Source organism: Streptomyces sp. CT34 (assembly GCF_000805335.1).
Taxonomy (GTDB): Bacteria; Actinomycetota; Actinomycetes; order Streptomycetales; family Streptomycetaceae; genus Streptomyces.
Genome location: NZ_KN708638.1, coordinates 1,671,911 through 1,683,995 on the forward strand (window position 1 = coordinate 1,671,911; position 12,085 = coordinate 1,683,995).

Annotated in this window: 7 protein-coding genes and 2 pseudogenes; 7 read left to right on the forward strand and 2 right to left on the reverse strand. The window is 71.2% G+C overall.

What is annotated here, in order from left to right:
* Nucleotides 1–90: 90 nt before the first annotated feature.
* Nucleotides 91–3,612 carry a methionine synthase gene (gene metH / locus RZ84_RS07505; RefSeq protein WP_043263638.1) on the reverse strand — a complete coding sequence of 1,174 codons (3,522 nt, stop codon included), beginning with the start codon at nucleotides 3,610–3,612 and terminating at the stop codon, nucleotides 91–93.
* Nucleotides 3,613–3,851: 239 nt separating this feature from the next.
* On the opposite strand from metH, the gene RZ84_RS07510 reads away from it, so the two are divergent.
* The 7 genes and pseudogenes from RZ84_RS07510 to RZ84_RS07535 all read left to right on the forward strand — a co-directional run bounded on the left by RZ84_RS07510 (nucleotide 3,852) and on the right by RZ84_RS07535 (nucleotide 11,724).
* Nucleotides 3,852–4,616, forward strand: a complete 765-nt coding sequence (locus tag RZ84_RS07510; protein WP_043263639.1) for an IclR family transcriptional regulator — start codon at nucleotides 3,852–3,854, stop codon at nucleotides 4,614–4,616.
* 227 nt (nucleotides 4,617–4,843) lie between these two features.
* Entirely contained in the window at nucleotides 4,844–5,632 is a 789-nt protein-coding gene (locus tag RZ84_RS07515; RefSeq protein WP_043263640.1) for an MIP/aquaporin family protein, read from the forward strand.
* Nucleotides 5,633–5,682: 50 nt separating this feature from the next.
* Entirely contained in the window at nucleotides 5,683–7,224 is a 1,542-nt protein-coding gene (gene glpK / locus RZ84_RS07520) for a glycerol kinase GlpK (RefSeq protein WP_043263641.1), read from the forward strand.
* Between the two features lie 13 nt (nucleotides 7,225–7,237).
* Nucleotides 7,238–8,842, forward strand: a complete 1,605-nt coding sequence (locus RZ84_RS07525; RefSeq protein WP_043263642.1) for a glycerol-3-phosphate dehydrogenase/oxidase — start codon at nucleotides 7,238–7,240, stop codon at nucleotides 8,840–8,842.
* Between the two features lie 139 nt (nucleotides 8,843–8,981).
* Nucleotides 8,982–9,470, forward strand: a pseudogene (locus tag RZ84_RS40745) (LLM class flavin-dependent oxidoreductase); the annotation flags it as partial.
* A 103-nt stretch (nucleotides 9,471–9,573) separates the two neighbouring features.
* Nucleotides 9,574–10,245 (forward strand): FadR/GntR family transcriptional regulator, encoded by a 672-nt coding sequence (locus RZ84_RS07530; RefSeq protein WP_043263643.1) that lies wholly within the window; start codon nucleotides 9,574–9,576, stop codon nucleotides 10,243–10,245.
* A gap of 393 nt (nucleotides 10,246–10,638) precedes the next feature.
* A complete protein-coding gene (locus RZ84_RS07535; RefSeq protein ID WP_078893623.1) occupies nucleotides 10,639–11,724 on the forward strand; it encodes a PAC2 family protein in 1,086 nt (361 codons plus the stop codon).
* Between the two features lie 147 nt (nucleotides 11,725–11,871).
* Here the strand turns inward: RZ84_RS07535 and RZ84_RS40750 are convergent.
* Nucleotides 11,872–12,085, reverse strand: a pseudogene (locus RZ84_RS40750) (cysteine--1-D-myo-inosityl 2-amino-2-deoxy-alpha-D-glucopyranoside ligase); the annotation flags it as partial.

Here is a 12,085-nt window from a genome sequence, read left to right on the forward strand (position 1 = left end):
CGCTACCGGACCGACCAGTGTACGACCGTGCGCGGCGAAACGCGTGGCGAGCGCGGCCCTCCCCGGGGCGGGCGGACCGGCTACCGCCGGTTACCGCGCGTTGAAGTACTTGGCTTCCGGGTGGTGGATGACGATGGCGTCGGTGGACTGCTCGGGGTGGAGCTGGAACTCCTCGGAGAGCTGGACGCCGATGCGCTCGGGCTGGAGGAGGTCGGCGATCTTGGCGCGGTCCTCCAGGTCGGGGCAGGCGCCGTAGCCGAGGGAGAAGCGCGCGCCGCGGTACTTCAGCGCGAACATGTCCTCGACGTCGGCCGGGTCCTCGCCGGCGAAGCCCAGTTCGGCACGGACCCGGGCGTGCCAGTACTCGGCCAGCGCCTCGGCCAACTGGACGGACAGGCCGTGCAGTTCGAGGTAGTCGCGGTAGGAGTTGGCGGCGAACAGCTCGGCGGTGGCGGCGCCGATCTTCGAGCCGACGGTGACGACCTGGAGGCCGACCACGTCCGTCTCGCCGGACTCCTCGGGGCGGAAGAAGTCGGCCAGGCACAGCCGGCGGCCACGGCGCTGGCGCGGGAAGGTGAAGCGGGTGCGCTCGGTGCCGTCCTCGTGGAGCAGGACGAGGTCCTCGCCCTTGGAGTAGCAGGGGAAGTAGCCGTGGACCACGGCGGCTTCCAGGAGGTTGTCGGTCTGCAGCTTGTCCAGCCAGCCGCGCAGGTGGGGCCGGCCCTCGGTCTCCACCAGCTCCTCGTAGGTGGGGCCCTCGCCGGTGCGGGCCTGCTTGAGGCCCCACTGGCCCTTGAACAGGGCGCCCTCGTCCAGCCAGGAGGCGTACTCCTTGAGCTGGATGCCCTTGATGACGCGGGTGCCCCAGAACGGCGGGGTGGGGACGGGGTTGTCGGTGGCCACGTCGGAGCGGACCGCGCCCTGCTCCGGCTCGGGCTCCACCACCTCCACGGCCGGCTTCCTGGGCACCCGGCGCTGCTTGAGCTCGGGGAGGGTGGCGCCGGGCACGCCGCGCTTGACGGCGATCAGCGCGTCCATCAGGCGCAGGCCCTCGAACGCGTCGCGGGCGTAGCGGACTTCGCCCTCGTAGATCTCGTGCAGGTCCTGCTCGACGTAGGCGCGGGTGAGGGCCGCGCCGCCGAGGATGACGGGGAAGTCGGCGGCCATCTTGCGCTGGTTGAGCTCCTCCAGGTTCTCCTTCATGATCACCGTGGACTTGACCAGCAGGCCGGACATGCCGATGACGTCGGCGCGGTGCTCCTCGGCGGCTTCCAGGATCGCCGAAACGGGCTGCTTGATACCGAGGTTGACGACGTTGTAGCCGTTGTTGGACAGGATGATGTCGACCAGGTTCTTGCCGATGTCGTGCACGTCGCCGCGGACGGTGGCCAGGACGATGGTGCCCTTGGCGGCGTCCGAACCGTCCTCGGACTTCTCCATGTGCGGCTCCAGGTAGGCCACCGCGCTCTTCATGACCTCGGCGGACTGGAGGACGAACGGCAGCTGCATCTGACCGGAACCGAACAGGTCGCCGACCACCTTCATCCCGTCCAGGAGGGTCTCGTTGACGATGTCGAGGGCCGGGCGCTCCTTCAGGGCCGCGTCCAGGTCGTCCTCCAACCCGTTCTTCTCGCCGTCGATGATGCGCCGCTTGAGGCGCTCCTCCAGCGGGAGGGCCGCCAACTCCTCGGCCTTGCCCGCCTTCAGGGACTTCGCGGTGGCGCCCTCGAAGAGCTCCATCAGCTTCTGCAGCGGGTCGTAGCCCTCGGCACGCCGGTCGTGGATCAGGTCCCGCGCCACCGTGACCTGTTCCTCTTCGAAGCGGGCGATCGGCAGGATCTTGCTCGCGTGCACGATCGCCGAGTCCAGGCCGGCCTTGACGCACTCGTCCAGGAACACCGAGTTCAGCACGATCCGGGCGGCCGGGTTGAGGCCGAAGGAGATGTTCGACAGGCCCAGGGTCGTCTGCACCTCGGGGTGGCGGCGCTTGAGCTCGCGGATCGCCTCGATGGTGGCGATGCCGTCCTTGCGGGACTCCTCCTGGCCGGTGCAGATGGTGAAGGTCAGACAGTCGATGAGGATGTCCGACTCCCGCACCCCCCAGTTCCCCGTCAGGTCGGCGATCAGCCGCTCGGCGATCTCCACCTTCTTCTCCGCGGTGCGGGCCTGGCCCTCCTCGTCGATGGTCAGCGCGATCAGCGCCGCGCCGTGCTCGGCGGCCAGCGCGGTGACCTTGGCGAAGCGGGACTCGGGACCGTCGCCGTCCTCGTAGTTGACGGAGTTGAGCACCGCCCGGCCGCCCAGCTTCTCCAGGCCGGCGCGCAGCACGTCGAGTTCGGTGGAGTCCAGCACGATGGGCAGGGTGGAGGCGGTGGCGAACCGGCCGGCCAGCTCCTCCATGTCCGCCACGCCGTCGCGGCCCACGTAGTCGACGCACAGGTCGAGCATGTGGGCGCCCTCGCGGATCTGGTCGCGGGCCATCTCCACGCAGTCGTCCCAGCGGCCCTCCAGCATCGCCTCACGGAACTTCTTCGACCCGTTGGCGTTGGTCCGCTCGCCGATGGCCAGGTACGAGGTGTCCTGGCGGAACGGCACGGTCTGGTAGAGGGAGGCGGCGCCGGGCTCGGGGCGCGGCTCACGCGCCGGCGGCGTCACGCCGCGGACCCGCTCGACGACCTGCCGCAGATGCTCCGGCGTCGTACCGCAGCAGCCGCCGACCAGGGACAGGCCGTACTCACCGACGAAGGTCTCCTGGGCGTCGGCCAGCTCGGTGGCGGACAGCGGGTAGTGCGCGCCGTCCTTGCCCAGCACCGGCAGGCCCGCGTTCGGCATGCAGGACAGCGGGATGCGGGAGTGCCTGGCCAGGTAGCGCAGGTGCTCGCTCATCTCGGCCGGTCCCGTGGCGCAGTTCAGGCCGATCATGTCGATGCCCAGCGGCTCCAGGGCGCACAGCGCCGCGCCGATCTCCGAGCCGAGCAGCATCGTGCCGGTGGTCTCCACCGTCACCGAACAGATGACGGGCAGGTCGGTGCCGGTCACCTCCAGGGCGCGGCGGGCACCGAGCACGGCGGCCTTGGTCTGGAGCAGGTCCTGGGTGGTCTCCACCAGCAGCGCGTCCGCACCACCGGCGATCATGCCCTCGGCGTTCCGCTGGTAGGCGTCGCGCAGGGTGCGGTACGGGGCGTGACCGAGAGTGGGCAGCTTGGTGCCGGGGCCCATCGAGCCCAGGACGTAGCGCTGCTGCCCGGTGGCGGCGGTGAACTCGTCGGCGACCTCGCGGGCGATCCGGGCACCGGACTCGGACAGCTCGAAGACCCGCTCGGCGATGTCGTACTCGGCCAGCGCGGCGTGGTTCGCGCCGAAGGTGTTGGTCTCCACGCAGTCCACACCCACGGCGAAGTACGCCTCGTGCACCGAGCGCACGATGTCGGGGCGGGTCAGGTTGAGGATCTCGTTGCAGCCCTCCAGCTGCTGGAAGTCCTCCAGGGTCGGATCCTGCGCCTGCAGCATCGTGCCCATCGCCCCATCGGCGACCACCACGCGCGAGGCGAGGGCTTCGCGGAGTGAGGTGACGCGGGACGGGCTGGTGGACGATGGCGTCTTCGAGGCCATGGAGATGCTCCCGTGGTTGCGACGGCTGTCGGCTTTGCACCCTCCTGGAAAGGGCGCACCCGGCCAGCGTAGCTGCCGGGCACGGGACAGGTGTTCCCCGTTCCACGCCGTGGACAGCGGCGCCCGGGTGAGGCTCGGTCGACTATCCATGATCGTTGTTGGCCCGCCTCGCTCCCCAAGAGTCGGCATGGACCGATATCGTTCAGCATTGTCGAACCGCACACTTCGGAGGTCGCCCGATGGCACGCACCATCCAGTCGTTGGAGCGAGCAGCCGCCATGCTGCGGCTGCTCGCGGGGGGGGAACGACGGCTGGGACTCTCCGACATCTCCTCCTCCCTGGGACTGGCCAAGGGAACCGCGCACGGCATCCTGCGCACGCTCCAGCAGGAGGGCTTCGTCGAGCAGGACGCGGCCTCGGGCCGCTACCAGCTCGGCGCCGAGCTGCTGCGGCTGGGCAACAGCTACCTCGACGTCCACGAACTGCGCGCCCGCGCCCTGGTGTGGACCGACGACCTGGCCCGCTCCAGCGGGGAGAGCGTCTACCTGGGCGTGCTGCACCAGCAGGGCGTGCTGATCGTGCACCACGTCTTCCGGCCCGACGACAGCCGGCAGGTGCTGGAGGTCGGTGCGATGCAGCCGCTGCACAGCACGGCGCTGGGCAAGGTGCTGTCGGCGTACGACCCGGTGGCGCACAGCGAGGTCGTGGAGGCGGAGCGGGAGCCGTTCACGCCGCGCACGGTGACCGGGCTGGCGGACTTCGAGGGGCTGCTGGACCTGACGCGGGCGCGCGGCTGGGCCGCGGACGTGGAGGAGACCTGGGAGGGCGTGGCCTCCATCGCCGCGCCGATCCACGACCGGCGGCGGATGCCGGTGGGCGCCGTGGGGGTCACCGGGGCCGTGGAACGGGTGTGCCGGGACGGCGAACTGCGGCCGGAAATCGTCGCCGCTGTGAGGGATTGCGCACGCGCGGTCTCCAGGGATCTTGGCGCAGGGCGATTCTGACCCGTTTCGCGGTAAATGTTCACCTAAGTTTTTCGCCATGCAACCCTTGACGCGGTCTGGGAGGTGAACAAAACTGCCGTTCGTCGGTCGGCATTGTCGAACACCTAACGACAATATTCGCTATGGTGTGCACTGCCGCGGGCCGACCAACGCCCTCTCGGAGGGCGCGGACCACCGGAGGGACCCGGGGTTCGCCTTCCCCTGGACGAAGGACAAAGGAGTCGCGGGTGTCCAGCTCCGATATCTTCATCAGCGAGACCATCGGTACCGCTGTTCTGATCTTGATGGGTGGCGGCGTCTGCGCCGCCGTCACGTTCAAGCGCTCCAAGGCGTTCAACGCCGGATGGGTCGCCATCGCCTTCGGGTGGGGCTTCGCCGTCCTCACGGGTGCCTACATCGCCGCGAAGTCCGGCGCACACCTCAACCCCGCCGTCACCATCGGCCTCGCCCTCAAGGGCGCCATCCAGTGGAGCCAGGTGCCGGTGTACTTCGCCGGCGAGATGCTCGGCGCCATGCTCGGCGCGGTGCTGGTGTGGGTCGTGTACTACGGACAGTTCCGGGCCCACCTCACCGACCCCGAGGTGCTGGCCAACCACACCAGTGAAGAGGGCATGGTCGACCCGACCGCCGCGCCGAAGGCCGGCCCGGTGCTCGGCATCTTCTCCACCGGTCCGGAGATCCGGAACGTGGTCCAGAACCTGGCCACCGAGATCATCGCCACCATCGTGCTCGTGCTGGCGATCCTCACCCTCGGACTGAGCGACAACGGCAAGGGCGTCGGCCCGATCGGCACACTGCTGGTCGCACTCGTCGTCACCGGCATCGGTCTGTCGCTGGGCGGCCCGACCGGATACGCCATCAACCCGGTCCGCGACCTCGGCCCGCGCATCGTGCACGCGCTGCTGCCGCTGCCGAACAAGGGCGGTTCAGACTGGGGCTACGCCTGGATCCCGGTCGCCGGCCCGCTCATCGGCGGCGCCATCGCCGGTGGCCTCTACCAGGTGGCGTTCGCCTGAGCCGTCCGACCGCCCGCCTCCGCCCGCACAGACTTCCTGGAGCACACACCATGAGCGACACCCACAGCACCTCCTCCCACGGGCACGGCCCGTTCATCGCGGCCATCGACCAGGGCACCACGTCCAGCCGCTGCATCGTCTTCGACAAGGACGGCCGGATCGTCTCGGTCGACCAGAAGGAGCACGAGCAGATCTTCCCGAAGCCGGGCTGGGTCGAGCACGACGCGGCCGAGATCTGGTCCAACGTGCAGCAGGTCGTCGACAACGCCGTCCAGAAGGCCGGGATCACCGCCGCCGACGTCAAGGCGATCGGCATCACCAACCAGCGCGAGACCACCCTCCTCTGGGACAAGAACACCGGTGAGCCGGTCCACAACGCCATCGTCTGGCAGGACACCCGCACCGACGCGCTGTGCCGGGAACTCGGCCGCAACGTCGGCCAGGACCGCTTCCGCCGGGAGACCGGGCTGCCGCTCGCCTCGTACTTCGCCGGACCGAAGATCCGCTGGCTGCTGGACAACGTCGAGGGCCTGCGCGAGCGCGCCGAGCGCGGCGAGATCCTCTTCGGCACCATGGACTCCTGGGTCATCTGGAACCTCACCGGCGGTGTCGACGGCGGCCACCACGTCACCGACGTCACCAACGCCTCGCGCACCCTCCTGATGAACCTGCACTCCCTGGAGTGGGACGAGAAGATCCTCGCGTCGTTGGACATCCCGGCGGCCGTGCTGCCGGAGATCCGCTCCTCCGCCGAGGTCTACGGCACCACCGCCTCCGGTGCGCTGGCCGGCGTCCCGGTCGCCTCGGCGCTCGGCGACCAGCAGGCCGCGCTCTTCGGCCAGACCTGTTTCGACCAGGGCGAGGCCAAGTCCACGTACGGCACCGGCACCTTCATGCTGATGAACACCGGCCACGAGCCGGTCAACTCGTACAACGGGCTGCTCACCACGGTCGGTTACCGCATCGGCGACCAGCAGCCGGTCTACGCGCTGGAGGGCTCGATCGCCGTCACCGGCTCGCTCGTCCAGTGGATGCGCGACCAGATGGGGCTCATCAACAGCGCGGCCGAGATCGAGACCCTGGCCAGCACGGTCGAGGACAACGGCGGCGCGTACTTCGTGCCGGCCTTCTCCGGCCTGTTCGCCCCCTACTGGCGCTCGGACGCGCGCGGTGTCATCGCGGGCCTGACCCGCTACGTCACCAAGGCGCACATCGCCCGAGCCGTCCTCGAGGCCACCGCCTGGCAGACCCGCGAGATCACCGACGCCATGACCAAGGACTCCGGCGTCGACCTGACCGCGCTCAAGGTCGACGGCGGAATGACCTCCAACAACCTGCTGATGCAGACCATCTCGGACTTCCTGGACGCACCCGTGGTGCGCCCGATGGTCGCCGAGACCACCTGCCTCGGCGCTGCCTATGCGGCCGGACTGGCCGTCGGCTTCTGGTCCAGCACCGACGAACTGCGCGCCAACTGGCGCCGGGCCGCCGAATGGACCCCACGCATGGACGCGGCCACCCGTGACCGCGAGTACAAGAACTGGCTCAAGGCCGTCGAGCGGACCATGGGCTGGATCGACGACGAGAGCTGACGAGGAGCACATCATGAGCACCCTGCAGAGCGTCCCGGCCCTCGGGACGCACCCGGCCGACGGTTCCACCCCGAGCCGCGCCGAAACCCGGGAGCAGCTGTCCAAGGCGACCTACGACCTCCTGGTGATCGGCGGCGGCATCCTGGGCATCTCCACCGCCTGGCATGCCGCGCAGGCCGGACTGCGGGTGGCCCTGGTGGACGCCGGCGACTTCGCCGGCGCCACCTCCTCGGCTTCCTCCAAGCTGCTGCACGGCGGTCTGCGCTACCTGCAGACCGGTGCGGTCAAGCTGGTCGCCGAGAACCACTTCGAGCGGCGTGCGGTCTCCCGCCAGGTCGCCCCGCACCTCGCCAACCCCCTCACCTTCTACCTGCCGGTCTACAAGGGCGGCCCGCACGGTGCGGCCAAGCTCGGCGCCGGTGTCTTCGCCTACTCCGCGCTCTCCGCGTTCGGCGACGGCGTCGGCCACGTCATAAGCCCGGCCAAGGCCCAGCGCGACGTGCCGGAGCTGCGCACCGACAACCTCAAGGCCGTGGCCGTGTACGGCGACGACCAGATGAACGACTCCCGGATGGCCCTGATGACCGTCCGCGCGGCCGTCGCGGCCGGCGCCACGGTCCTCAACCACGCCGAGGTCACCGGCCTCCGCTTCACCCAGGGCCGGGTCACCGGCGCCGAGCTCAAGGACCGTACGGACGGCCGGGAGTTCGGCGTCAACGCGCGCCTGGTGCTCAACGCCACCGGCCCGTGGGTCGACCACCTGCGCAAGATGGAGGACCCGAACGCGGCCCCCTCCATCCGCCTCTCCAAGGGCGCCCACCTGGTCCTCAAGCGCACCGCCCCCTGGAAGGCCGCGCTGGCCACCCCGATCGACAAGTACCGCATCACTTTCGCCCTCCCCTGGGAGGACATGCTGCTCCTCGGCACCACGGACGAGGAGTACGAGGGCGACCCCGCGGACCTCACGGTCACCGAGAAGGACACCGCCCAGATCCTGGACGAGGCCGCCTTCTCCATCCGCGACCAGCAGCTGTCCCGCGACCTGATCACCTACTCCTTCGCGGGCCTGCGGGTGCTGCCCGGCGGCCCCGGCGACACCTCCAAGGCCAAGCGCGAGACGGTGGTCACCGAGGGCAGCGGCGGCATGCTGTCGGTCGCCGGCGGCAAGTGGACGACCTTCCGGCACATCGGCCGTACGGTCATGAACAAGCTCGCCGCGCTGCCCGGCCACCCGCTGGCGGACGACATGGAGCCGATCTCGCAGCTGCCGAAGAAGCTCCCGCTGCCCGGTATCGCCAACCCCAACGCGGTCGCCCACCGGCTGCTCGTCGACGGCGGCACCCCCGGCCCGCGGATGGCGCCGGAGACCGCGCGGCACCTCGCCACCCACTACGGCTCGCTCTCCTTCGACATCGCCCGGCTGGCGAACGACGACCCGGCGCTGGCCGAGCGGATCCACCCGGACGCGCCGGAGATCTGGGCGCAGGTCGCCTACGCGCGCGACCACGAGTGGGCCGAGACGGTCGACGACGTGCTGCGCCGCCGTACCACGCTGACCATCCGCGGCCTGGACACGGAGGACGTGCGGGCCCGGGTCAAGGAGATGCTGGCGGGCTGACGCCAATAACTGACGTCGCGTCAGCGCGCCGTGGGTGAACCACGATGGGGCGGTCGCCAGGCCGCCCCATCGTCGTATCCGGGGCACCGGGCGGACGCCGCCCACGGCGCACCCGGTCACCGCGCCCGCGTACGCGGCCCGGCCGCACGCCGCCTATGCCCGACTCATCGCGTACCACCGGGAGCGGTTCGCCGCGTACGGCCACGACCCGGCCCGGGCGCGGGTCGCCGCGGGCTCCGGCGGGCCGCTCGTCGCGGACACCGAACGGCAGGCGGTGGTGCGCCACAAGGACCTCGACGAGGCCAGGTCGCCCAGACCTTCCGGCCGCACCCGGCGGGCCGGGGTGCCGGCTGCCGCACCCCGTTCCGCACCGTCGAGGACGCCCTCACCGGCGGCCCGCAGCCGATCGGCTCCCCGCAGCAGATCACCGAACCGACAAGATCCTGGGCCACCGCGAGGTGTACGGGGACGATCTCCAGTCGATCACGGCCGACGGATTCGGACCGGAGCTCGGTGAACGACCGGAGACCCTCCAGCGGTTCGCCGAGGAGATCGCGCCCGGGTGGTGCGCGGGGAGGTGCCCGGCACGCTGTCGGAGGAGGCCGGGCCGGGCGGTAGCGCCTCGTGACACCTGTCCGGTGGAGGTCCCGCAGGCCATAATGGACCCAGACATCGGATGTCTGTGCCGGCCGGTGCGGAGGTCCGGGCGGGTGCGAGCGGGGAGGGCGGCCATGGCGGTCACCGACGAGGCCATCGAGAAGATCAAGGGAATGATCCTCTCCGGGGCGCTGCGGCCGGGCGACCGGCTGCCGAAGGAGAGCGAGCTGGCGGCCGAACTCGGGCTGTCCCGCAACTCCTTGCGGGAGGCGGTGCGGGCGCTCTCGCTCATCCGGATCCTGGACGTCCGCCAGGGCGACGGCACCTACGTCACCAGTCTGGACCCGCAACTCCTCCTGGAGGCCATGAGCTTCGTGGTGGACTTCCACCGCGACGACACCGTGCTGGAGTTCCTGGCCGTCCGCCGGATCCTGGAGCCGGCCGCCACCGGTATGGCCGCCGGCCGCATCCGGCCGACCGAACTGGACGCGCTGGAGGCGCAGTTGGACGCGCTGGGACCGCGGCCCCCGGTGGAGGACCTGGTCGCCGGCGACCTGGAGTTCCACCGGAGGATCGTGGCCGCGTCCGGTAACTCCGTGCTCTGCTCGCTCCTGGACGGCATGTCCGGGCCGACCACCCGCGCCAGGATCTGGCGCGGGCTGACCCAGAAGGACGCGGTGGCCCGCACCCTCACCGAGCACCGGGCGATCCTGGGTGCGCTCCGCGACGGGGACGCGGAGGCAGCGCGGGCCTGGGCGACGGTGCACGTCGCGAGCGTGGAGCAGTGGCTGCGGTCCTCGCTGTGACCGCCGCGGTGCGCTGACGACCGCGGGCGCCGACGGCCGCGCCGCCGCCCGCGGGTCCGGCGTCGGACCGCGAATCCGCCGTCGACCGCGATCGCCGCCCCCTCGGGCCTGGGCAGGCACCCTGGGATGTCGCGCGGATGCCACGGAAGAACATCGGACCTTTCCCGGTCCTCCGATGTATAGCCTCCGCCTCTCGCCCCCGTCCGGACGCCGTACGGAAGTTGACCGGACAACTCCCTGCACCTCCCGAAACAGATCGGATGTATCTACACCTCTTCCTGCACAGGGGCTGCGGAACGCCACCGCGGAAGCCGTAGTCTTGGGAACGCACGCACAGGAACTGCAGCCGGCAGCCGTCCGCACACGGCCGGACCGGCCGGAAGGAGGCGCTGGGTGATCGAGCTGGAGGGGGTGCCCGAGCTGATCGACCCGGTCATGGTGGCTGCGTTCGAAGGCTGGAACGACGCCGGCGACGCCGCCTCCGCCGCGGTCGGCCACCTGGACCGCGAGTGGAAGGGCGAGGTCTTCGCCGCGCTCGACGCCGAGGACTACTACGACTTCCAGGTCAACCGCCCGACGGTCTTCCTGGAGAACGGCGTCCGCAAGATCACCTGGCCCACGACCCGGCTCTCCGTCGTCCGGGTCGGCGACACCGACGGCAAGGGCCGCACCCGCGACCTCGTCCTGGTCCGGGGCATCGAGCCGAGCATGCGCTGGCGCTCGTTCTGCAACGAACTCCTCGGCTTCGCCCATGAGTTGGGCGTCGAGATGGTGGTGGTGCTGGGCTCCCTGCTCGGCGACACCCCGCACACCCGCCCGGTCCCGGTCAGCGGCGTCACCTCCGACGCGGACCTGGCCCGCCGACTGGACCTGGAGGAGTCGCGCTACGAAGGCCCGACCGGCATCGTCGGCATCCTCCAGGAGGCGTGCACGCACGCGGGCATCCCGGCCGTCAGCCTGTGGGCGGCGGTGCCGCACTACGTCTCCCAGCCGCCCAACCCCAAGGCCAGCCTCGCCCTCCTCAACCGCCTGGAGGACCTGCTCGACGTACGGATCCCGCTCGGCGAGCTGACCGAGGACGCCCGCGCCTGGCAGCTGGGCGTGGACCAACTCGCCGCGGAGGACAGCGAGGTGGCCGAGTACGTCCAGTCGCTGGAGGAGGCCCGGGACACCGCCGATCTGCCCGAGGCGTCCGGCGAGGCCATCGCCCGCGAGTTCGAGCGCTATCTCCGCCGCCGCGATCCGCAGGCCGGCCCCGGCGTGGCGACCGAGGGCGGACTCGCCGACGGCCGCGACGGCTCCTACCTCCGCGACGCCGCCAGCGGCCGTACCCGCTACCCGCGTTCCGCGCCCAAGGAGCCGCGCGAACCCCGGCCGTCGGACGCCCCGGAGGGACCGGAGGCCGGCGGCGCCGGCCCCGCCGGGAAGCCCGACGACGGCCCGGACGACACCGGCACAGGCACCGGCACCGAGCACTGACCCGGGAGCCGGACGCACGGAATCCGGACGCACGGAAACGGGGACGCACGGGAAAGGGGCGCCTCCGCCACTCGGCGGGGGCGCCCCCGACGGACCGGAACCCGGCGTACGGGCGGGACTCAGCGGGCCGCGGTCAGCGGCCGGCCGTCACAGCGCCACACCCAGCAGCGCGTCCACCGCACGGGAGACGAGGCCGGGCGCGCCCTCGTCCGTACCGCCGCCGTCCTGCTGCGCGGCGGCCCAGCGGTCGACCGCCGCGAGGGCGGCCGGCGCGTCCAGGTCGTCGGCCAGCGCCTCCCGGATCTCCTCCAGGAGCGCCTCGGCGGGTGGGCCGTCGGGGCGGGAGACGGCGGGCCCCCCG

Excerpts from the sequence above, each read along its gene's own strand:
- metH (WP_043263638.1), bottom strand. The coding sequence starts at position 3,612 with ATGGCCTCGAAGACGCCATCGTCCACCAGCCCGTCCCGCGTCACCTCA.
- RZ84_RS07510 (WP_043263639.1), top strand. The coding sequence starts at position 3,852 with ATGGCACGCACCATCCAGTCGTTGGAGCGAGCAGCCGCCATGCTGCGG.
- glpK (WP_043263641.1), top strand. The coding sequence starts at position 5,683 with ATGAGCGACACCCACAGCACCTCCTCCCACGGGCACGGCCCGTTCATC.
- RZ84_RS07525 (WP_043263642.1), top strand. The coding sequence starts at position 7,238 with ATGAGCACCCTGCAGAGCGTCCCGGCCCTCGGGACGCACCCGGCCGAC.
- RZ84_RS07530 (WP_043263643.1), top strand. The coding sequence starts at position 9,574 with ATGGCGGTCACCGACGAGGCCATCGAGAAGATCAAGGGAATGATCCTC.